The sequence below is a fragment of the Achromobacter sp. SLBN-14 genome (genome assembly GCF_006715415.1).
Taxonomy (GTDB): domain Bacteria; phylum Pseudomonadota; class Gammaproteobacteria; order Burkholderiales; family Burkholderiaceae_B; genus Achromobacter; species Achromobacter mucicolens.
In genome coordinates this window covers 333,913-355,597 of sequence record NZ_VFNE01000001.1, presented here as the reverse complement: position 1 = coordinate 355,597, position 21,685 = coordinate 333,913, and the positions used below count along the sequence as shown (strand labels likewise).

Sequence of the window (21,685 nt, the reverse complement as noted above, 5' to 3'; positions counted from 1 at the left end):
CCGGCACGGTTAGTTCCGCGCCTTCTGGATTTCGTCGTTCAACTGCTTGATCAGTTCCGGCCCGAGTTCCTGGGTGTACTTGTCGACCACGGGCTGCACCTTCTGGCGCATGCGGGCCACTTCCTCCGGCGAGACGGTGTTGATCTTCATGCCGTTCTTCTCGAGCGTGCCCATGGCCTTGGTGGAGTCGGCGCGGCTATCCTGCCGCTCAAAGTCGCGCGATGACGCGGCTGCCTGGCGGATCAGCTTCTGTTCCTCGGGCGAGAGCGTGTCCCACCACTTCTTGGAGGCCATCACCACCCACGGCGTGTAGACGTGGCGCGTGATGGTCAGGAAGGGCTGCACCTCGTAGAACTTGCTGCTCTGGATCGTGGTGATGGGGTTCTCCTGGCCGTCTACGGTGCGGGTTTCCAGCGCGGTGAACAATTCCGAGAACGGCATCGGCACGGCATTGGCGCCCAGCGTATTGAAGACGCCCAGCGCAATCTGGTTCTGCATGACGCGCAGCTTGATGCCCTGCAGGTCCTCGGCGCGCGTGATCGGACGCTTGGAGTTCGTCATGTTGCGAAAGCCGTTTTCCCAGTAGACCAGGCCGACCAGTCCCTTGGCTTCCAGCTTCTTGAGCAGATCCTGTCCGAGCTGGCCGTCCAGCACCGCGTCGGCTTCCTTTTCACTGTTGAAGAGGAAGGGCAGGTCGAACACGCCGAACTCCTTGACCATGCCGGCCAGCGGCGCGGTCGACCCCACCATCATTTCCTGCGCGCCGCCCACCAGCGCGCTCTGCATCTGCTCGTCCGAACCAAGGTTGGCCGAGCCAAACGTCTTCATCTTGAGCTTGCCGCCGCTGACTTTCTCCAGTTCCTGCGCCAGATGGCGGGCCGCGCGGCCCTGCACGCTTTCCTCGTTCAGCCCGTAGCCAAAGCGGATGAGGCGCGGCTTGACGTCCGCCGCCGCGGCCACCCCGGCGACGGTGCAGGACAGCACCGCCGCCAGGACAAGAACGCGGGTCTTCAATTGCTTGATCATGGTGTTTCTCCTCGGGGGTTTGTAATTGCCGCTAGTGCATCCAGCGTGCGGGTACGGTGATCAGTTCGGGGAAGATCACCAAAAGAACCAGCAGCAGCGTGTAGGCCACGACATAGCGCCACACCCCTCTGCAGATGGTTTCCATATTGATGCGGGCCACGCCGCACACGACGTTGAGCACCGTGCCGACCGGCGGGGTCAACAGGCCCACGCTGCCGACCATGACGAACATGACGCCGAAGTAGACAGGGTCGATGCCGGCCTTGGTGACGACGGGCATCAGCACGGGGCCGAGAATCAGGATGGTCGGCGTCAGGTCCATCACCGTGCCCACGAGCGTCAGCAGGATCAGCAGCGCGAACATCAGCAGCTTGGGCTGGTCCATGACCGGTTCCAGGAGAGCGATGAGATCCTGCGGCAGGTCCGCCAGCGTGATCATGTAGGACGACACCATGGCGGCCGCCACCAGGAACATGACCACAGCCGTGGTGCGGGCGGCGTTGATGAAGAGCGGACCCAGGTCGCGCCAGCCGATCTCGCGGTACACGAAGATGCTGACCAGCAGCGCATACACGGCGGCGACGACCGCGGCCTCCGTGGGCGTGAAGATGCCGCCGCGCAGCCCGCCGATGATGATGACTGGAAGGAACAGCGCCCACAGCGATCCGCGCAGCGCTTTCAGACGGTTGGACCACGGCTCGCGCGGCGAGGGCGTGATGCTGCCGTGCTTGCGCGCCACCCACGTCCATACCGCCACCAGCGTCAGCCCCATCATGAGGCCCGGCGCGATGCCGGCGAAGAACAGCTTGGTGATCGACACATTGGTGGCGACGCCGAAGATGATGAACGAGATCGATGGCGGAATGATGGGCGCGATGATGCCGCCCGAGGCGATCAGGCCCGAGGCCTGCCCCGCGTCATAGCCTTTTTCGCGCAGCATGGGGATCAGCAGCGACCCCAGCGCCGCGGCGTCGGCCACGGCCGAGCCTGACAGCGATGCCAGCAGCACGCTGGCGAAGATGGCCACGTAACCCAGGCCGCCCTGGATGTGGCCCACAAACGTATTGGCCAGGTGAACGATACGGCGCGAGATGCCGCCGGCATTCATCAATTCGCCGGCCAGCATGAAGAGCGGCACTGCCATCAGCGTAAAGCTGTTGGCGCCGGACAGCATGTTTTGGGCAAGAAGCTGGGTGTCGTAGAAATCCAGCTGGAACATCATGACGATCGCGCTGATGACAAGCGCGAAGGCGATCGGCATGCCCAGGGCAATCAGCCCCAGCAGCACGACTAGGAAGACGGTCAGGATCATTGCGGGTATCCGGGCGGATGGGTGTGGGGCGGGGGTGGGGCGCGTGTTGAGGCGCTTGTTGGGGCGGATGACGTCCGGATCAGACCAGCGGGTCTTCCGGACTGGATTCCGCCGGTAGCGGACCGCCCGCAATCACGCGGACCAGGTCGACGACCGTCAGGATGCCCATTGCCACCGCGGCATATAGCCCCGCGGCGTTGAACACGGCCTGGGGCATGCCGGTGACAGGCAATACGGTGTCAAGGCCGATAACTGTCTGGACCCAGCTGCCTTCGGCCATCAGCCACAGCACCCACAGGATCATCAGCTGGCAGGCAATATGCGACACCCGGCGCGCGCCCGGACCGAAGCGTTCCACCAGCATGGTCACGCCGATGTGCTGGTGCTCGCGCAGCGCAATCACCGAACCCAGGAAAATCATCCAGACGAACGCCAGGCGCGAGACCTCGTCCGAGACGTTGATGCCGGAATTGAAGAGATAGCGCAGCGCCACGTTGCCGAACAGCAGCACGACCATGATGACCAGACAGGCGACCATCAGCCAGGTCTGTAGCGCAAAACACCAATCCGCGGCGCGGGCCAGCGGCGAGCGGCCCGGACGCGATGGCCCCGGCCGCCCCAAGGGGGAAGCTTGCATGTTTGTCTCCTCTCCGTTTGCCGGAGTTTTTTTAGCCGTTTGATGTGGATCATGTTAGCGCTAACATTTTTGCTTTGGCAAGCCCCTTTTTTTCGGTCAGACTACGCGCTTGCATTCACCGCGAGGGTCCATGTCCATCCGCAAACCTCGAAGCTCGCGCGCCGGCCGCGTCACCATGCAGGACGTCGCGCGGCGCGTGGGCGTCAGCGCGATCACGGTATCGCGGGCGTTGCGCACACCCGATAAGGTGGGCCAGGATCTGCGCCAGCAAATCGCGCGGGTGTGCCAGGAACTGGGCTACGTGCCCAACCACGCCGCCAGCGCGCTGGCGTCGGCGCGGTCGCAGACCATCGTGGTGCTCATTCCGTCGCTCAGCAACGTGGTGTTCGTGGACATCATCACGGGCATCAAGGAAGTGCTGGATCAGCACGGCTACCACATGCTGATCGGCGTGACGGGCTATTCGCCGGACGAAGAAGAAGCACTGCTGCGCAAGTATCTGCAGCATTCGCCCGACGGCGTGGTCCTGACCGGCATCGACCACAATCCGGGCGTCTGGGAACTGCTGCGCGCGCAGGCGATTCCCACGGTGCACACGATCGAAACGCTGGACGGCGGCGAGGACATGAGCGTCGGGTTCTCGCAGTTCGACTCGGGCTACGCAGCAGGCCGCCATCTGGTCGAACGGGGCTACCGCCGTATCGGCATCATCGGCGCGCAGCTGGATCCCCGGTCGCTGCGCCGCTGCGAAGGGTGCCGGCAGGCGCTGCGCGATGCGGGGCTGTACGACGCGGCCCTGGAAATCATGACGCCCGAGAAATCGTCGATCAGCCTGGGGGCGTCGTTGATCCAGGATCTGCACGCGCGTCATCCCGACTGCGACGCCGTGTTCTTTTGCAACGATGATCTGGCGCAAGGCGCTGTGTTTCAGTGCGGCCGGGATGGCGTGCGTGTGCCGGAACAGATGGCTATCGTCGGCTTTCATGACTTTCCGGGCACGGCCTGGACCACGCCGCCGCTGTCCACCATTGCCACGCCCCGCTACCAGATCGGCCTGTCAGCCGCGCAACTGCTCATGCAGCACCTGGCGGGCGAACCCGTGCCCGCGCGGCATGTGGACTTGGGTTTCGAACTGGTCCAGCGCGAAACCAGTTGAGGACGCGGCCGCAAGAGGCGCCGCGCCTGTTCAAGCGGCCGGCGCCGATGGCGTTCTGACAGGTCGCAGCGCCAGAAAGACCCCGGCCGCGATGATCAGCCCCATGCCCGCCAGCGCCAGCGCGTCTGGCGGGCGCTGGAACCAGAACGTGCTGAAGCCCAGCGCCAGCAGCAGCTGGAAGTAGTTCAGGGGCGCCAGCGTTGCCGCCGGAACCCGCTGGAAGGCCGCGATCAGCAGGATCTGCGCCAGGCCGCTGCAGGCGCCCAGGGCAAGGATGATGACGGTATCGGCCGTTCCCGGCCAGGGGTCGGGCAGGAAGAACGGCGCGGGCAGCGCGGTCACGATCAGGCAGATGAAGGCCGTGTACGCATACTGCACCGGCCCCGGCACCTTGTTCGACAGTTTGCGGGTCAGCACCTGGAAGATCGCGTAGCTGACGGCCGACACCGCCATCAGCAACGTGCCCAGCAGGGGCAGGTCGCCGCCGGGCCGCACGATCAGCAGCATGCCCGCAAAGCCGGCGGCAACGGCGCCCCATTGCGCCGCCCGGACGCGTTCGCCCAGCAGCCACGGCGACAGCGCCACCATGATGAGCGGGGCGGTGAAGTAAATGGCGGTGGCCTCGGACAGCGGCATCCAGATCAGCGCGGTCATGAAGCACGTGCCCACCGTGGCCAGCATGACACCGCGCAGCACCAGCAGGGGCTTTTCCGGCGCGTCGCGCAGCCGCAGGCCGCGGCCGTGGCGCCACAGCATGCCCATCGCCAGCGTCACCACCGCCAGGTAGCGCATCACGTTCAGAAAGGGCGCCGGATAGCGTTCCAGAAGCTGCTTGGCGCCCGCATCGAAGGTGGCGAACGCCACCAGCGCCGCGAAGAACAGCAGGACGCCAGTCTGGCGCGTGCCTTCATTTGCCGCCACGGCCAAAGCCTTCAAGAAACGCATCCAGCGCGGGCCCGATCGCCTCGACCATGTAGCCGCCTTCCTGCACCACGACGGTGGGCACGCGCAAACCGGCGACGCGCGCGCCGATGTCGCGGTACGCGTCGATGTCCAGCCTGAGCACGCTGATCGGATCGTCCTTGTAGGTATCGAATCCCAGCGGCAGGATCAGCGCCTGCGGCGCATAGCCCGCCAGGGCATCCAGCGCGGTGTCCAGCGCCTGCAGGAATTCTGCGTTGCCGCAGCCGTGCGCCAGCGGCAGGTTCAGGTTGTAGCCTTCGCCCGCGCCGTGCCCGCGCTCGTGCGCGTAGCCGGTATAGAAGGGGTAATACCCGGCCGGATCGGCGTGCAGCGAGACGGTCATCACGTCCGCCCGGTGATAGAAGATGTTCTGCGTGCCGTCGCCATGGTGCGCATCCACGTCCAGCACTGCTACCTTCGACCACGTCTGCAACAGGCGGCTTGCCGCGGCGGCGCTGTTGTTCAGGTAGCAGAAGCCGCCGGCGCGGTCGCGATGGGCATGGTGGCCGGAGGGCCGCGAAAGCGCGTAGGCCACGCCACCGGCGCTCGCCACATGGTCCGCCGCCGCCAGCGCGCTATGCGTGGACCGCAGCGCCGAGCGCCAGGTCTGCGGCCCGATGGGGCAGGCGAGGTCGCTCAGGTAATACCCGGTTTGCGCCACGATGGACGGGGACGGGCAGGGGCCCCGTCCGGCGGCATCGATGCGGCCGTTGTAGTAGGGCGAAAGATTGGGCAGCACTTCCGGACCGGGATCGACGCCCGGCGCCTTCAGGGCCTGCCAGCGCGCAAAGGCGGTTTCCAGGTAGTCCAGATAATCCGTGCTGTGCACGTGTTCAAGCGGCTTGCGGCCATAGTCGGATGGCGCTTCGACCTTCACGCCGCGGGCGGCCAGCGCCTGCTGCAGGCTCTCAGCGCGCGACGGCAGGTCGGTGGGGGCGCTGATGCGGCCCAGCCGCATGAATTGCCGGGGCGAATGCAGCAACTGTTCTTCGGAAAAAAACGCCTTCATGGATATCCTCGCTCAGACCGTCACGGTCGCTGCCAGATGCGTGGGGCTCATGCCTGCTTGAGTTCGATCTCGACGAACACGAATTCCGTGTCGCTGGGGTTGATGACGTTGTGTTCCACGCCCACCGGCCGGTAATACGCCACCCCCGTGGTGAGCTGGCTGGTGACCTGGCCGTTGGGCGTGTCCAGCAGCAAGGGGCCGGTGGTCTGCGGGACCACCACGTAGTTCATGCCATGACGGTGCCAGCCCGTCTCGCCGCCCGGCGGAAAGCGCCATTCGGTGACGGTGACCAGTTCGTTGTCGATCTGCACGGTGGGGATGGCGGCGGGGCGTTGCATAGCGGTTCTCCTGGAATTCAATGGTGAGGCGATGTCCGGTCAGGCGGCCTGCGCCTTGGTCGGGTCCCAATGCTGGCCCGGCACGGCGGCGATCAGCTGGCGGGTGTAGGCGTGCTGCGGGTTGTCGAAGATCTGGGACGGCGACCCGTACTCCACCACCTTGCCGCGATGCATGACCAGCACCGAATTGCAGATCTGCGCCGCCACGCGCAGGTCATGGGTGATGAACACCAGCGCAATCTTCAGCCGCTGCTGCAGGTCGTGCAGCAGTTGCAGCACCTGCGCCTGAACCGACACGTCCAGCGCCGACACCGATTCGTCGGCCACCAGCACCTTGGGCTCCAGCGCCAACGCGCGCGCGATGCCGATGCGCTGGCGCTGGCCGCCCGAAAACTGGTTGGGATAGCGGTCAAAGGCGGACGGGTCCATGCCCACCAGCGACAGCAGTTCGCGCGCCCGGGCCTCGGCCTGCGCGCGCGGGACGCCATTGGCGACCGGGCCGTCGCTGATGATGCGGCCCACCGTGTGCCGGGGATTGAGCGAGGCGAACGGGTCCTGGAAGATCATCTGGATCTCGTGCCGCATCGGCCGAAAGCGCGATTCGGGCAGCGTGGCGATGTCCTGGCCGTTAAAGAGCAGCTGGCCGGCATTGATGCCGACAAGCTTGAGCAGGCATTTGCCGATCGTGGACTTGCCCGAACCGGATTCCCCCACGATGCCCAGCGTCTCGCCGCGCCGCACGGCAAAGCTCACGCCGTCCACCGCGTGCACCTGGCGTTTGTTGCCCAGCCAGCCGTGGCCGATCACGTAGGTCTTTTTCAGATCCTTGACCTCCAGCACTGGCGTGTCGTCGGCAAGTCCGGCGCGCTCCTCGCCGCGCCGGTGCGGCACGGCCGCGATCAGGCGCTGGGTGTAGGGATGGCGCGGGCGGTTGAGCACCTCGCTGGCTGGGCCTTGCTCCACCAGAATGCCTTTCTCCATGACGGCGACGCGGTGGGCGATCTCGGCCACCACGCCGAAGTCGTGCGTGACGAACATGACGCCCATGCCTTTTTCCTTCTGGATGCGCGCGATCAGCGCCAGGATCTGCGCCTGAGTGGTCACGTCCAGCGCGGTCGTGGGCTCGTCGGCGATCAACAGGGCGGGCTCCAGCGCCAGCGCCATCGCAATCATCACGCGCTGGCGCTGCCCGCCGGACAAGCGGAACGGATACACGTGATACAGCGTGGCCGGATCCGGCAGGCCGACGAATTCCAGCAGTTCGAGCGTGCGCTTCAAGCGTTCTGCGCCGGGGTAGGCGTTGTGCACGCGCATCACCTCGCTGATCTGTTCGCCCACCGTCATCAGCGGGTTCAGGGCCGACAGCGGCTCCTGGAAGATCATCGCCATGTCCTTGCCGCGCATGGCCTGCAGGGCGGGTTCGTCCAGTTGCAGCAGGTCCTGGCCGCGGAACAGGATGCGCCCGGCCTGCGGCGTCAGGTAATCGGGCAGCAGTCCCATGATGGCGTTGGCGCTCATCGACTTGCCCGAGCCCGATTCGCCCACGATGCACAGGATTTCACCGGCGCGAATGTCGTACGAGACGTCTTGCACAGCATAAGGACGGTCGCCGCCCTTGGGCAATGCGATGGTCAGATTCTGGATCGACAGGAGCGGCGGGGTTGTCAGGTTTTCATTCATGCCGGCCTCCTATTCGCCGCGCTTGCGCAGTTGCGGGTTGAGGGCGTCGTTCAGGCCTTCGCCGATCAGGTTGATGGCCAGCACGGTCAGCAAGATGGCGACCCCGGGCCACACGCTCATCCACCAGGCCTCGCGGATCATGGTGCGCGCCGCGCCGATCATGAACCCCCAGCTCATCAGGTTGCGGTCGCCCAGGCCCAGAAACGACAGCGATGACTCCGTCAGGATCGCGGTCGCCACCATGAACGAGGCTGACACGATGATGGGCGACATGGCATTGGGCAGGATCTGCGTGCCGACGATGCGGGCCGGCGTCTGGCCGATGACGATCGCGGCCTGCACGAATTCGCGCTGCTTGAGCGTCATGAATTCCGAGCGGACCAGCCGCGCGGCCGGCGGCCAGGACACCACCGCGATGGCGCCCATGATCGAATACACCGACGGGCTCAGGATGGCGACCAGCACCACGGCCATCGCCAGTTGCGGAATGGTCTGGAAAAACTCGGTGAACCGCATCAGCGCGTCGTCCACGCGGCCGCCGCAGTAGCCGGCTATCGAACCGACCACGATGCCAAAGAGCAGCGCCACGGCGGTGGACAGCAGGCCCACCATCAGCGACACGCGCGCGCCCCACACCAGGCCCGCCGTGATGTCGCGGCCCAGCATGTCCGTGCCGAACGGATAGTCCGCATTGGTGAACGGCGGGATCAGCGGGTCGGCCACCATCATCCAGGGCGACTCTTCGTACAGCAGCGGCGCCGCCAGGGCCACGGCCACCACGATCAGCATGATGACCAGGCCGGCCACCGCCCCGTAGTTGCGCAGGTAACGTCGGGCGAATGACTTCATGCGGAGGCTCCTTGCTGCGCACCCGCGCCGATGCGCGGATCGATCAGGCGGTACAGCACGTCGGTCAGCAGGTTGAAGACCACGACCATGATGGAGGTGACCAGGAAGATGCCCAGCAGAAGCTGGTAGTCGCGTTGCAGCAGGGCGTCGAACATCAGGCGTCCGATGCCGGGCCACGCGAAGACGGTCTCGGTCAGCACCGCGCCGCCCGCCATCTGCCCCAGTTGGATGCCGGCAAACGTGATGACCGGCAGCAGCGCGTTGCGCAGCACGTGCGCGCGGATCACGCGGCTGGGGCTCACGCCCTTGGCGCGCGCCGTCTTCACGAAATCCATGCCGATCACTTCCAGCATCGACGCGCGAGTCAGCCGCACGTAGACGGCCATGAAGAAGCACCCCAGCGTCACGGTCGGCAGGATGAGATGCAGGGCGATGTCGCCCGCGCGCGCCCAACCGGTCAGGTTTGCGCCCACGGTCTCCATGCCGAAGGCCGGCAGCCAGCCCAGCACCACCGAAAACAGCAGGATGCCCATCAGCGACAGCCAGAAGAGCGGCGTGGCGTACAGCAGCAGGGCGCCGGTCATCACCGAGCTGTCGATCCAGCGGCGCTTGTTGCGGTAGCGCGCCTTGGCGGCCACCACGCCCAGCAGCACGCCCAGCACGATGGAAAACACGAAGGCGCACGACATCAGGAGGAACGTGGCGGGCAGGCGCTCGACGATCAGGTCCAGCACCGGCACGTGGTTGCGGTAGGAAAAGCCCAGATCCAGCTGCACCACGCCCTTCAGGTAGAGAAAAAGCTGCGTCAGGACGGGCTTGTCCAGGCCAAAGGCAACCCGCAGCTGGTCCACGTAGGCGGCATCGCCCGCGCCGGCCTGGCCGGCCAGCACGGCGGCGGGATCGCCGGGCGCAAGCCGTATCAGGAAGAAATTGATGATCACCACGCCCAGCACCACCACCAGGGCCTTGCCGATGCGGGACAGCAGGAAAGACAGGAATCTCATGCTCGGGTCCTTTCAGGACGGACGTGCCTCGCGGCAACCCTGCCCGCCGCGCAGCCGGGCGCCGCCGCGGACACGGGATCCGCGGCGGCGCCCCGGGGGCGCTTACTTCTTCTCGATGTAGACGTCGTCGAACGACTCGTTCAAGCCGATGGCGGTCTTGACCAGGTTCTTCACGTTGGCGCGATACAGGGTCGGAAACTCCATGTCGACCAGGAAGCCATTGGCGACCTCGTTGACGAGCGTCGTCTGGATCTGGGTGTAGAGGGCCTGGCGCTTGGCCGGATCGACTTCGGAGGCGGCGGCCTCCCACAGCTTGTCCGTCTCGGGGTTGCTGTAGCCCTGTACATTGGCAAAGGGCGATCCCTTGACGATGTTCGACGAGATATACAAGCGCTGCACGCCCAGCGCGGGGTCGCCGTACTGGTACGTGAAGGTGGTGGTCAGGTCGAAGTCCCAGTTGCCGGTGCGGCTTGCCCAGCCGCCCGCGTCGGTGGATTCCACGTTCACCTTGAAGCCCAGCTGTTCCAGCGCCTGCTTGGTGTATTCACCCAGCCGGTCCCAGGTCGAGCCGTACGGGAAGCTCAGTTGGCGGATCGTGTAGTCGCCGGGCTTGATGCCCGATTCCTTGATCAGCGCGCGCGCCTTCTTCATGTCGAACGGCATCGGCGGCATGTTCTTGTCGTAGAACATCTCGGTGGTCACGAAGGGGCTGGTCGACACCTTGCCCAGACCGAAGAAGATGTTGTTGACCACCATGTTGCGGTTCATGGCCGCCATGACCGCCTGGCGCACCTTCAGGTTGTCGAAGGGCGGCTTGCGCATGTTGAAGATCAGGTAGGCCTGCGGCGAGAACATTTCCCAGCCCGCGGTCGTGTATTCCACGTTGGGCAGGCCGCGCAGGCGCTTGATGTCGACGTTGTCCACGTCGCCGCCGCGCAGCACGTCCACGCTGCCGCGCTCGAAGGCCACCGCGCGCGACGCCGCATCCGGAATCACGTTGAACACCAGCTCGTCCAGATACGGTTTGCCCGGCTTCCAGTAGTCGGGATTGCGCGCCAGCTTGATGTACTCGCCGCGCTTCCATTCCTTGAAGACGAACGGGCCGGTGCCCACGGGCTTCTGGTTGGCCGGGTTGGTCATGTAGTCCGTGCCGGCGTACAGATGCTTGGGCATCATCGGCGCGAAACCGGGTTCGAACATCAGCATGAAGGCCGGAAACGGCGTTTTCAGCTTGATGACCACGGTCTTGGCGTCGGGCGCCTGCACGGACTCGACGAACTTGTTCAGGATGACCCGGGCGCGCGCGTGGGTCTTGGGCAGCATGTCCGCCAGCGAGAACACCACGTCCTCGGACGTGAACGGCTTGCCGTCATGCCACTTCACGTTGTCCTGCAGGTGGAAGGTGTAGGTCAGTCCATCGGCGGCGGCCTCCCACGACTTGGCCAGTCCGGGCTGCGGCTTGAGGTCGGTGGAGTAGGTCAGCAGGCTCTCGTAGATCTTGCCCGCGACGAATTGCGTCGGCCCCTGCTGATTGATGGCCGTGACGATCACCGGCGGTTCGGGCTGGACGATCATGTTCAGCGTGCCGCCCTTGGTCTGAGCCAAGGCCTGCGTGGCGGGCAGCGCGGCCGCAAGGACCAATGCGCCGATGCTTAGGGAAAACCAGTTTTTCGATTTCACTGCGAGCCTCCGGGCTGGAAAGGGTCGGACAGGCGGCCGCTCGGACGCGGCGATCGCCGTGCCGGATCAAGCAAACCTCATGCCACCTGCGTTTCTCGGGTACTGCGGGTGGAGCTGCTGCAACAATGCTTCGTTCAGGTGCTGGTTAAGGCGCCGCGCACCAATGCGGAGAATTCAGTGGTGCTTGGCCATGTCTGCGGTGGCGGCTTGGGGCGCATTGGCTCGCGCCACCATGGCGTCGAGCAACACGTTGCAGCCGGCTTCCAGATGCTCGGGCCGGGCGTCTTCGATTTCGTTGTGGCTGATGCCGTCCTTGCACGGCACGAAGATCATCGCGGTGGGCGCCACGGCAGCCATGTAGACGGCATCGTGTCCGGCGCCCGTGACGATGTTCATGGCAGGCAGGCCGCGGTCCGCGGCGCCCTTGCGCACCTTGTCGACCAGATCGGGATCGAACGGCGTGGGCGGAAAATACTGCACGTCCTTCACGTCGACGCGAACGCCGTGCGCGACCGCAATGTCGTCGCAGATGCGCCGCCAGTCCCGGTCCATGCGGTCCAGCGTCGCTTCATCTTCGTGGCGCAGGTCGGTGGTGAAACGGACCTGCCCCGGAATGACGTTGCGCGATCCCGGATACGCGTGGATCTCGCCCACGGTTCCGCGCCCATGAGGCTGATGGGTGTTGGCAATGTTCACCACGGCCTGCAGCAGGAAGCTGGTGGCGAAGAGCGCGTCGCGGCGGATCGGCATGGGCGTCGGGCCGGCATGCATTTCCATGCCGGTCACGGTGACGTCGTACCAGCGCAGGCCCAGCGACCCGGTCACGACGCCGACCGTCTTTTCCTCGTGCTCCAGGATCGGACCCTGTTCGATATGCGCCTCGAAGTAGGCGTCCACCGGGCGCCCGCCGACGGGGTCGTCGCCGGCGTAACCAATGGCCTGAAGTTCGTCGCGCACGCTGATGCCCTGCGCGTCGCGCGCCGACAACGCGGTTTCCAGCGGAAATTTGCCGGCAAAGACGCCCGATCCCATCATCACGGGCACGAAGCGCGAGCCTTCCTCGTTGGTCCAGATGGCCACTTCCAGCGGAGCCTCGGTCGTCACGCCCGCGTCATTGAGCGTGCGGATCACTTCAAGACCGGCCAGCACCCCGTAACAGCCGTCGAACTTGCCGCCGGTGGGCTGGGTGTCGATATGGCTGCCCGTCATCACGGGCGGCAGGCTGTCATTGCGGCCCGCGCGCCGGGCGAAGATGTTGCCCACCTGATCCACCCGCACCGTCATGCCGGCGTCGCGCATCCAGCCGGTCACCAGATCGCGGCCCTGGCCATCGAGCGCGGTGAGCGCTAGGCGGCAGTTGCCGCCCTTGGGCGTCGCGCCGATCTGCGCAAGATCCATCAGGGACTGCCACAGCCGGTTGCCGTTGATGGACAGAGGGGGTGTCGTCATAGGTCGCCTCGGGGGTGGGAAACGTCGCCAAAGTCCTCGCGCAGGCGCGCCAGGATGCCAAGCAGGTGTGCGTGCATGGCGTGCCGCGCACGAATGGGGTCGCGCGCCACGATCGCGGTCAGGATGCGCTGGTGTTCGGCGTGGGCCACGGCCCACACCTTGGCATCGACGAAATAGTCCTGCATCCGCCGGTACACCGAGCTGGATTGGGTCAGGTTCCACAGATGGGCGACGGCAGCGGCCAGCGCGGCGTTGCCGCAGGCGGCGGCGATCGCGCCGTGAAACTCCCGGTCATGCCGGCCTGGCGAATCCGTCAGGGACATGCCGTCGTGGGCGTCGAGGATGGCCGCCAGCTGGGCGGCCGTGGCATGCTGCGCCGCCATGCCCGCGCATTCGGGTTCGATGATGAGGCGCGCTTCCAGCAGGTCGAACGGCCCGATGTCGTCGACGCCCTGCGCCGCGCTGGGCGGTGTTCCGGCGGCGGCCGCCAAGCCGGCGCCTTCCTTGTCCGCCACGAACACGCCGGTGCCCACGCGGACCTCGACGTAGCCCTCGATTTCAAGCGCGATCAGCGCTTCACGGATCGACGCGCGGCTGACCTGCAGTTGTTCGGCCAGGTCCCGCTCCGACGGCAAACGCCGCCCGCGCGGGAAGTCGCCGGCCCGGATCCGTCCGGCGATCTGGTCGGCGATCATGCGATACAGACGGGTGACGGCGACGGCTTGGAAGGTGCTCATCGGGCGGGGGGTTGGCCTGGTGGTCAGGCCACCAATATAGGCACCTCTCCATTGAAACAAAAGGGAAAACTGGCGCTTTCAGGGAAAACGATGTGAGGGATTCCACCGCTGTTCGTCTGGTGGTCAGGCCAGTGGACCGGCCCTTTTAGGTCCGCCGCCGTCGCAGGGCGGCGGGATGCCGGGTTCGCTACGCTTCGTCGTCCGGTTCGGGCGTCTGCGTGAAGGCGCGAACCAGCCGGGCGATGCCGTCCAGTTCGTCGTGCGCGCCCATCACCCATTCCGGTTTGTCGAACGGGCTGTCCGCCGGCGTGTTGTCCAGATTGGCTTTCAGGTCGCCCAGCAGTTCCAGCGCCATGTCGGTGGCCTGGGGGCTGCTGCGGGTGGATAGGGCGATCGCAATCGCCAGCGCCTGGCGCATGGCCAGCAGGCGGCCTTCCAGTTCGGTTTCCATTGGGGGTCCTTGTTTGCTGCGGGAATCGCGGCATTTTACGGGGCAGGGCGCGGGCCGGTAACGGCCCGGCAAAGCTTGCCCAACGGCAGATGCCTTGCGCTCGGTTTGCGCAAGATCAATGTGAAGGGCGCGGGTCAGGCGAATAATCCGGGTTATGCAAGCCGCTCTACGCCCTCAATCTTCGGAATCGCCGGCGCCCGCCACCGCCGAGCCGTTTTTTCCTCCCCAACTGCTGGCCCGGTTGGACAAGAACGGGCCGCGATACACCTCGTATCCCACGGCGGACCGTTACCACGGGGGCTTCGCCGAGCAAGACTACCGGCTTGCCTTGCAACAGCGGCGCGCCGCCACGCCGGCCGAGCCGCTGTCGCTCTACGTACACATCCCGTTCTGCGAATCGGTCTGTTATTACTGCGCCTGTAACAAGGTGGTGACCCGCCACCATGACCGAGCCGCCCGCTACCTGGATGCCCTGTCCCGCGAAATCGCCTTGCACGTGCAAGAACTCGGCCCCGGCGTGCCGGTGTCGCAACTGCATTTCGGGGGCGGCACGCCCACTTTCCTGTCCAACGAGGAACTGGCGCGCCTGATGGGCGATCTGCGCGGCGCCTTCCATTTCCAGCCCGACGCCGAAATCTCCGTCGAAGTCGATCCGCGCACTGCAACGCCCGAGCGCCTTGCGTTCCTGCAGCAGCTGGGCTTTAACCGCCTGAGCTTCGGCGTGCAGGATTTCGACGAACGGGTGCAAGTGGCGGTGCATCGGGTTCAGTCTTTCGATAACGTCGCCGCGCTGATGCACAGCGCCAGGGCATTGGGCTATGCGTCGGTCAACGTCGATCTCATCTATGGCCTGCCGCTGCAAACCGCGGCGTCGTTTGCCCGCACGATCGAACAGGTCATCGCGCTGCGGCCCGACCGCATTGCGCTCTACGCCTACGCGCACCTGCCCGAACGCTTCAAGCCGCAGCGCCGCATCAACGAAGCAGACCTGCCCGATCGCGAGACGCGCGTTGGCCTGCTCAGTTCGGCCATTCAGGGCTTCCTGAACCAGGGCTACACCTACATCGGCATGGACCATTTCGCGCTGAACACCGACGCGCTGGCCATTGCCAAGCAACGCGGTGAACTGCACCGCAATTTCCAGGGATACAGCACGCAGCCGGATCGCGACCTGATCGCGCTGGGCGTGTCGGCCATCGGACGCATTGGCGACACCTACAGCCAGAACGCGAAGATCCTCGACGAATACTACGCGGCCATCGAATCCGGAAAGTTCGCAGTCGAGCGCGGCCTGACGCTCAGCGCCGACGACCTGGTCCGCCGCGAGGTCATCATGGACATCATGTGCCAGGGCCGGGTGGACTTCTCGCGGATCGAAGCCAAGCACGGCCTGCAGTTCGGCGACTACTTCAGCCGAGAGCTCTCGCAGATGGCCAGCCTGGCCGAACTGGGCCTGGTGAACCTGCACCTGAGAGAACTGCGCGTCACCGGCCTGGGTTGGTATTTCGTGCGGGCGGTGGCCATGACCTTCGACAAATACCTGCGCTCGGCCATGCCGACCGCCAGGTACTCCCGCATCATCTGACCTGCGCGCGGCCGCGGCGCCGCGCGCTCATTCGGCAAACTTGTCGCGCAGGTACAGCGCCAGCGACAAATCATCGGACAGTCCCAACTTGCGCATGGCGCGGCGCTTGTGCGTGCTGACTGTCTTCTTGCTGCGCACCAGCCTTTCGGCGATCTGCGTCACCGACATCCCCTGCCTGATGTGGCGCAGGATTTCCACTTCCGAAGTCGTCAACAGCGCGTGCGGCGCCGTCGGCTCCATGCAGCGGATCTTTCCGTCCTCTACCGTCAGAAAGGGCGCCTTGGCTTCGATGACGCCGCGGATCATGTCCGGCAGCAAGACCAGCCCCCATTGCTTTGCCAGATAGCCGGCGGCGCCGGCGCGGTATGCCGCGTACTCGGTCTCTTGCCGGTTGCCGGCCGAAAACGTGATGACCGCCATGTTGGGGTGGTAGCGGCGCACCCGCCGCAGATAGTTGACGCCGTCGCAGGGTTCCAGCGGCAGATAGAAATCAATGAGCGCGACGTCGCACGGCTGCTTCGCCAGTTTTTCCAGCAACGCGCGCGCGGAGGTTTCGCGATGAACGACATGAAAGCCAGGCCGGCTTTCGAGGAACGCGCCGATGCCCAACGCCACCACGGGATGGTCGTCCAGGACCGCGACCCGGATGACGGGCGGCGGCCGCGACAGCAGCAGGTGCTTTCGGGTTTCAAAGCCGTCCTCCGGCGCGATAAACGGGCCGTGAAGCGAGCCGCCGGTCATCTGGCTTGCAGTCTCTGAAACGCAATTCATCGTTGCTCCACGATCGGATGGGGGTTCAGGGCGATCCGGGCGGCCACGAGGGGGCGGTCGCGTGGCGCGTTTCCTTGAGCAGCCCTGAAATTGGTGGGCAGATTACGTGGTCGGCGCGCGTTTGGGTCGCCAATCGAGGCAAAATCAGACCGATGCACTCGGCGCAATTGATCCGTTGCGGTCCCCCGCGTCGCCCTGCAATCCTGCGTGGCGTTTTCGCCACGGGCGGGGCGCAAACGGTGCTACAATCGGCAACGATCCATGCAGCTATTTCGGCTGCATTTGTCTTGCTGCACCTTGATTCGCGCTGCGCTTCGCGCGCGCCCCCACAGGCTCAAAACATGCTTTTCCCGTCCGCACGAACTACGACCCGGAACTTTCGCCCCATGTCGCGTTAGTTTTTTCGTGCGTCGGGTTTCACCGTGTCAGGTCAGCGGTAGGACTCATCAAGACAATCAAATGAACGCGGCTTTGAAGCCGCGTTTTTCGTTTCTGTTTTCGTTTTTCAGTTCCAAGAACCCCAGGAAGCACTCCCGATGGTACAGATCACATTGCCCGATGGTTCGCAGCGCCAATTTCCGGGACCGGTCACGGTCGCCGACGTGGCGCAATCGATCGGTACGGGCCTGGCGAAGGCTGCCCTGGGCGGCCGCGTGACGTTCGACGGCGCGGAATCCAAGCTCGTCGACACCAGTTTCCGCATCGCGCAAGACGCCCGCCTGGCCATCGTGACGGCCAAGGACGCGGACGGCCTGGATCTGATCCGCCACTCGACGGCTCACCTGCTGGCCTACGCCGTCAAAGAGCTCTTCCCGGACGCCCAGGTCACCATCGGCCCCGTGATCGACAACGGCTTCTACTACGACTTCTCGTACAAGCGCCCCTTCACGCCCGAAGACCTGACCGCCATCGAAAAGAAGATGGCCGAACTGGCCAAGAAGGACGAAATCGTCACACGCGAAGAATGGTCGCGCGACGACGCCGTCGAATTCTTCAAGGGCATCGGCGAAAAGTACAAGGCGGAAATCATCGCCTCGATTCCCTCCAACGAGACGCTCAGCCTGTACCGCGAAGGCGACTTCATCGACCTGTGCCGCGGCCCGCACGTGCCGTCCACCGGCAAGCTCAAGGTCTTCAAGCTGATGAAGGTGGCCGGCGCCTACTGGCGCGGCGACAGCAAGAACGAGATGCTCCAGCGCATCTACGGCACCGCCTGGGCGACCAAGGAAGAACAGGAAGCCTACCTGCACATGCTCGAAGAGGCCGAGCGCCGCGACCACCGCAAGATCGGCCGCGAACTCGACCTGTTCCACTTCCAGGACGAAGCCCCGGGCCTGATCTTCTGGCACCCCAAGGGCTGGACCCTGTGGCAGCAGGTCGAGCAGTACATGCGCAGCGTGTACCGCGACAACGGCTACCAGGAAGTCAAGGCGCCGCAGATCCTGGATATTTCGCTCTGGAAGAAGACGGGCCACTGGGACAACTACCGTGAAAACATGTTCACGACCGAGTCCGAAAACCGCGTCTATGGCCTGAAGCCGATGAACTGCCCGGGCCACGTGCAGATCTTCAATGCGGGCCTGCATTCCTACCGCGAACTGCCCCTGCGCTACGGCGAATTCGGCCAATGCCATCGCAACGAGCCCTCCGGCTCGCTGCACGGCATGATGCGCGTGCGCGGCTTTACGCAGGACGACGGTCACATCTTCTGTACCGAAGAGCAACTGCAAGACGAATGCGCCGATTTCACGGCGCTGCTGCAAAAGGTCTACCGCGATTTCGGCTTTACCGAAGTCCTGTACAAGGTTGCCACGCGCCCCGAAAAGCGGATCGGCACGGACGAGGTCTGGGACACGGCCGAAGCCGCCCTGATGGAAAGCCTGCGCCGCACGGGCTGCGAATTCGAAATCTCGCCGGGCGAGGGCGCCTTCTATGGCCCGAAGGTCGAATACACCCTCAAGGACGCCATCGGCCGGCACTGGCAGTGCGGCACGATCCAAGTCGACTTCTCCATGCCCGTGCGCCTGGGCGCCGAGTACGTGGACCAGAACGACCAGCGCCGCCCGCCCGTCATGCTGCACCGCGCGATCCTCGGTTCGCTCGAGCGCTTCATCGGGATGTTGATCGAAAACCACGCTGGCGCCATGCCGCCGTGGCTGGCGCCCGTGCAAGCAGTTGTGTGCTGCATTTCCGAACCTTCGGCCGATTATGCGGCGCAAATCACGCAAAGCCTGAAAAAACAAGGCTTTAGAGTCGAGTCCGATTTGCGCGGTGAAAAAATCACTCGTAAAATCCGGGAACACAGCCTGCAAAAGGTGCCGTACATTCTTGTCGTCGGCGACAAGGAAAAGCAAAACGGCACTGTTGCCGTACGTGGACTGGGCGGCCTGGACCTTGGCGCCATCCCCTTCGACGACTTCGTTTCCCGGTTGTCCGACGACGTGGCCGCCCGCCGCGACGTCCAACCGACTTGATAGCAGCGCTGCTTAACATTTCTAGGAGCTTTCAACATCGCCACTGAAAAAGCCAATCGCATCAACGGTGAAATCCGCGTCCCCGAGGTGCGCCTGATAGGTCTGGACGGAGAACAGCTGGGCATCGTCAAGATTGCCGACGCCTTCCGTCTTTCCGAGCAAAACGACGTGGATCTGGTGGAAATCGCGCCGAACGCCGAGCCCCCGGTCTGCCGTTTGATGGACTACGGCAAGTTCAAGTACCAAGAGCAAAAGCGCCAGGCCGAAGCCCGCTCCAAGCAAAAGGTCATCCAGGTCAAGGAAGTCAAGTTCCGCCCGGCGACCGACGAGGGCGACTATCAGGTCAAGCTGCGCAACCTGCGCCGCTTCCTCGAGGAAGGCGACAAGGCCAAGGTCACGCTGCGCTTCCGCGGCCGCGAAATGGCTCACCAGGAACTCGGCATGCGCGTCCTTGAACGCGTGCGCGACGATCTCCTGGAGCTTGCCCAGGTCGAAGCCATGCCCAAGCTCGAAGGCCGTCAGATGGTCATGGTGCTGTCGCCGAAAAAGAAGGCTGTGCCTGCAGGCAAGCCTGAATCGGCAGCCTGAGTCCCAGCCGTACCGACAGGCAGGGCCCAGCCGCCCATTCCTGCAACCCGCCGTGTCCGTCTCGTGACCGGCGGGTTCGCTTATTGGCTGGCTCTACGCTACGATGTCACAAAGCCTAGCCGCCTTCCCAGCAGGGGAGGCGGCGTCCGTTCAGGGTGTCGCGATGCACGTTTTGTTCGTTTTGGATCCCTTGCCGCTGCTCAAGGCGTACAAGGATAGTTCGGTCGCCATGATGCGTGCCCTCGTGGCGCGCGGCCATACGCTCAGCGTGGCCATGCAGGGCGACCTCTACATCGAGGCGGGCGTCGTCAAGGCGCAGACCACCCCGATCGAGCTCGTCGCCGATGTCGACCTGCACGGCCACGACTGGTGGCGCGAATCCGCCCCTCAGGATCTGCCGCTGGCGGATTTTGGCGCGGTCGTGATGCGCAAAGACCCCCCGTTCGACATGGAATACGTGTATTCCACGCATCTGCTCGAATATGCCGAGGCGCAGGGCGCCTGCGTGTTCAACGGCGGCGCGGCCATCCGCAACCACCCCGAAAAACTGGCCATCACCGAGATCAGCGAGTTCACCGCCCCGACGCTGGTGACCCGCAACATGGCTCGCCTCAAGGCGTTTCATGACAAGCACCAGGATGTCATCGTCAAGCCGCTGGACGGCATGGGCGGCACGGGCGTGTTCCGCCTGCAGCCCAAGGATCCCAACCTGAACGCCATCCTGGAAACGCTGACCGACAACGGCGCGCGCACGATCATGGCGCAGCGCTTCATCCCGGACATCGTCAAGGGCGACAAGCGCATCCTGCTGATCGGCGGCGAACCTGTGCCGTATTCGCTCGCGCGCATCCCGCTGGCCGGCGAAACGCGCGGCAACCTGGCTGCCGGCGGCCGTGGTGTGGCCCAGGAACTCTCCCCCCGGGACCGCCAGATCGCCGAAGCCGTGGCGCCCAAGCTGGCCGCCCGCGGCCTGCTTCTGGTTGGCCTGGATGTCATCGGCGACTTCGTCACCGAAGTCAACGTCACCAGCCCCACCTGTTTCGTCGAAATTGCCGAGCAGACCGGGTTCGATGTGGCCGGCATGTTCGTGCAGGCGCTCGAGAAAGCGGTGGCGGCCAAGGCTGCAGGCGCTGCCGCCGTTGCAGCCTGATTTTCCGGAACCGACATGACCACGGGTATTGTGATCGTCGTGCATGCGCCTCTGGGCGCCGCAATGCGCGAATGCGCGAGCCACGTCATGGGCGATCTGGACGGCATGCTGGCTATTCACGACATCCAGCCGGAAGATCAGCCGGACGACCTGGCGCCGGATGTCCTGAAAGACATCCTCGAACAGGACCACGGCGCGGGCGTGCTGGTGCTGACCGACCTGATCGGCGCCACCCCCGCCAATATTTCCAAGCGCGCGGTCGCCGACGCGCAGGCCCAGGGCATCCAGTGCTGTGTACTCGCGGGTCTCAACACCCCGATGCTGTTGCGCGCGTTGACCTACCGCAACCTGCCGTTGGCTGAAACCCGCGAAAAGGCGCTTGCCGGCGGCGTGCAAGGTGTCTTGCGGGTAGACTGACGGGCAGAAAATTGCCCTATTATGTCGGCTATTATTTCAAGCCGACGATCGGTTCGACGATTGGCTGCGATCAACACTGCGGCATGGTCCGCGGTCACCATCTTTCCTATGCCTAATACTGACATTGTCATCAGCAACAAACTGGGATTGCACGCTCGGGCCGCGGCCAAGCTGACGCAGCTTGCCAGCAAGTTTTCCAGCGAAATCTTCATTTCGCGCGGTGCGCAGCGCGTGAACGCCAAGAGCATCATGGGCGTCATGATGCTGGCGGCCGGTCTGGGCGTCACGGTCAAGCTCGAGGCCTCCGGCAGCGATGCCGAGCAGGCCTTGTCCGAAATCGAAACTCTGTTCGACAGCAAATTCGGTGAGCAGGAATAAAACGTCTTCTGAAGCTGCCGGCCCGGCTCGG

The 21,685-nt window shown here is 64.8% G+C and carries 21 protein-coding genes; 7 read left to right on the top strand and 14 right to left on the bottom strand.

Annotated elements, in window-relative coordinates; genetic code table 11:
* Positions 1-9 precede the first annotated feature (9 nt).
* The 3 genes from FBY20_RS01680 to FBY20_RS01670 form a co-directional block, all read right to left on the bottom strand.
* Positions 10-1,026: a TRAP transporter substrate-binding protein gene (locus FBY20_RS01680; RefSeq protein WP_056315844.1), complete on the bottom strand. Its 1,017-nt coding sequence runs from the start codon at positions 1,024-1,026 to the stop codon at positions 10-12.
* 31 nt (positions 1,027-1,057) lie between these two features.
* Positions 1,058-2,338 (bottom strand): TRAP transporter large permease, encoded by a 1,281-nt coding sequence (locus FBY20_RS01675; RefSeq protein ID WP_056315845.1) that lies wholly within the window; start codon positions 2,336-2,338, stop codon positions 1,058-1,060.
* A 79-nt stretch (positions 2,339-2,417) separates the two neighbouring features.
* On the bottom strand, positions 2,418-2,975 hold the full coding sequence (locus FBY20_RS01670) for a TRAP transporter small permease (RefSeq protein WP_056315847.1): 558 nt from the start codon (positions 2,973-2,975) through the stop codon (positions 2,418-2,420).
* Positions 2,976-3,105: 130 nt separating this feature from the next.
* Here FBY20_RS01670 and FBY20_RS01665 point away from each other — a divergent pair, with 130 nt between their 5' ends.
* Positions 3,106-4,131, top strand: a complete 1,026-nt coding sequence (locus tag FBY20_RS01665; RefSeq protein ID WP_056315850.1) for a LacI family DNA-binding transcriptional regulator — start codon at positions 3,106-3,108, stop codon at positions 4,129-4,131.
* Between the two features lie 30 nt (positions 4,132-4,161).
* Here the strand turns inward: FBY20_RS01665 and FBY20_RS01660 are convergent, their stop codons facing one another.
* The 10 genes from FBY20_RS01660 to FBY20_RS01615 all read right to left on the bottom strand — a co-directional run bounded on the left by FBY20_RS01660 (position 4,162) and on the right by FBY20_RS01615 (position 14,291).
* A complete protein-coding gene (locus tag FBY20_RS01660; protein ID WP_142049612.1) occupies positions 4,162-5,076 on the bottom strand; it encodes a DMT family transporter in 915 nt (304 codons plus the stop codon).
* The gene (locus FBY20_RS01655; protein ID WP_056315856.1) at positions 5,039-6,103 is read right to left on the bottom strand and encodes a histone deacetylase family protein; all 1,065 of its coding nucleotides are present in this window, start codon (positions 6,101-6,103) and stop codon (positions 5,039-5,041) included. The genes FBY20_RS01660 and FBY20_RS01655 overlap by 38 nt, the downstream gene beginning before the upstream one ends.
* 47 nt (positions 6,104-6,150) lie before the next feature.
* A complete protein-coding gene (locus FBY20_RS01650) occupies positions 6,151-6,441 on the bottom strand; it encodes a cupin domain-containing protein (RefSeq protein WP_142049609.1) in 291 nt (96 codons plus the stop codon).
* A gap of 39 nt (positions 6,442-6,480) precedes the next feature.
* Positions 6,481-8,121 carry an ABC transporter ATP-binding protein gene (locus FBY20_RS01645; RefSeq protein WP_142049606.1) on the bottom strand — a complete coding sequence of 547 codons (1,641 nt, stop codon included), beginning with the start codon at positions 8,119-8,121 and terminating at the stop codon, positions 6,481-6,483.
* A gap of 9 nt (positions 8,122-8,130) precedes the next feature.
* Positions 8,131-8,970: an ABC transporter permease gene (locus FBY20_RS01640; RefSeq protein WP_062841887.1), complete on the bottom strand. Its 840-nt coding sequence runs from the start codon at positions 8,968-8,970 to the stop codon at positions 8,131-8,133.
* Positions 8,967-9,974, bottom strand: coding sequence for an ABC transporter permease (locus tag FBY20_RS01635; RefSeq protein ID WP_056315866.1), 1,008 nt, complete (start codon positions 9,972-9,974; stop codon positions 8,967-8,969). Before FBY20_RS01635 ends, FBY20_RS01640 begins: the two co-directional genes overlap by 4 nt.
* 102 nt (positions 9,975-10,076) lie before the next feature.
* The gene (locus FBY20_RS01630; RefSeq protein WP_142049603.1) at positions 10,077-11,654 is read right to left on the bottom strand and encodes an ABC transporter substrate-binding protein; all 1,578 of its coding nucleotides are present in this window, start codon (positions 11,652-11,654) and stop codon (positions 10,077-10,079) included.
* 174 nt (positions 11,655-11,828) lie between these two features.
* The gene (locus tag FBY20_RS01625) at positions 11,829-13,103 is read right to left on the bottom strand and encodes a Zn-dependent hydrolase (RefSeq protein WP_142049600.1); all 1,275 of its coding nucleotides are present in this window, start codon (positions 13,101-13,103) and stop codon (positions 11,829-11,831) included.
* Positions 13,100-13,840: a FadR/GntR family transcriptional regulator gene (locus FBY20_RS01620; RefSeq protein WP_056315868.1), complete on the bottom strand. Its 741-nt coding sequence runs from the start codon at positions 13,838-13,840 to the stop codon at positions 13,100-13,102. Before FBY20_RS01620 ends, FBY20_RS01625 begins: the two co-directional genes overlap by 4 nt.
* A 187-nt stretch (positions 13,841-14,027) precedes the next feature.
* Positions 14,028-14,291 carry a hypothetical protein gene (locus tag FBY20_RS01615; RefSeq protein WP_056315870.1) on the bottom strand — a complete coding sequence of 88 codons (264 nt, stop codon included), beginning with the start codon at positions 14,289-14,291 and terminating at the stop codon, positions 14,028-14,030.
* A 154-nt stretch (positions 14,292-14,445) separates the two neighbouring features.
* On the opposite strand from FBY20_RS01615, the gene hemN reads away from it, so the two are divergent.
* Positions 14,446-15,876 carry an oxygen-independent coproporphyrinogen III oxidase gene (hemN, locus tag FBY20_RS01610; protein ID WP_142049597.1) on the top strand — a complete coding sequence of 477 codons (1,431 nt, stop codon included), beginning with the start codon at positions 14,446-14,448 and terminating at the stop codon, positions 15,874-15,876.
* 27 nt (positions 15,877-15,903) lie between these two features.
* On the opposite strand, the gene FBY20_RS01605 is transcribed toward hemN, so the two are convergent.
* Positions 15,904-16,617 carry a response regulator transcription factor gene (locus FBY20_RS01605; RefSeq protein ID WP_062841884.1) on the bottom strand — a complete coding sequence of 238 codons (714 nt, stop codon included), beginning with the start codon at positions 16,615-16,617 and terminating at the stop codon, positions 15,904-15,906.
* A gap of 566 nt (positions 16,618-17,183) precedes the next feature.
* Here FBY20_RS01605 and thrS point away from each other — a divergent pair.
* From thrS to FBY20_RS01580, 5 genes are all read left to right on the top strand, one after another.
* A complete protein-coding gene (thrS, locus tag FBY20_RS01600; protein WP_142049594.1) occupies positions 17,184-19,121 on the top strand; it encodes a threonine--tRNA ligase in 1,938 nt (645 codons plus the stop codon).
* Between the two features lie 36 nt (positions 19,122-19,157).
* On the top strand, positions 19,158-19,709 hold the full coding sequence (infC, locus tag FBY20_RS01595) for a translation initiation factor IF-3 (protein ID WP_082586164.1): 552 nt from the start codon (positions 19,158-19,160) through the stop codon (positions 19,707-19,709).
* Positions 19,710-19,872: 163 nt separating this feature from the next.
* On the top strand, positions 19,873-20,859 hold the full coding sequence (gene gshB, locus FBY20_RS01590) for a glutathione synthase (RefSeq protein ID WP_142049591.1): 987 nt from the start codon (positions 19,873-19,875) through the stop codon (positions 20,857-20,859).
* A 15-nt stretch (positions 20,860-20,874) separates the two neighbouring features.
* A complete protein-coding gene (locus FBY20_RS01585) occupies positions 20,875-21,276 on the top strand; it encodes a PTS sugar transporter subunit IIA (RefSeq protein ID WP_056315884.1) in 402 nt (133 codons plus the stop codon).
* Positions 21,277-21,384: 108 nt separating this feature from the next.
* Entirely contained in the window at positions 21,385-21,654 is a 270-nt protein-coding gene (locus FBY20_RS01580) for an HPr family phosphocarrier protein (protein WP_006387993.1), read from the top strand.
* Positions 21,655-21,685 lie beyond the last annotated feature (31 nt).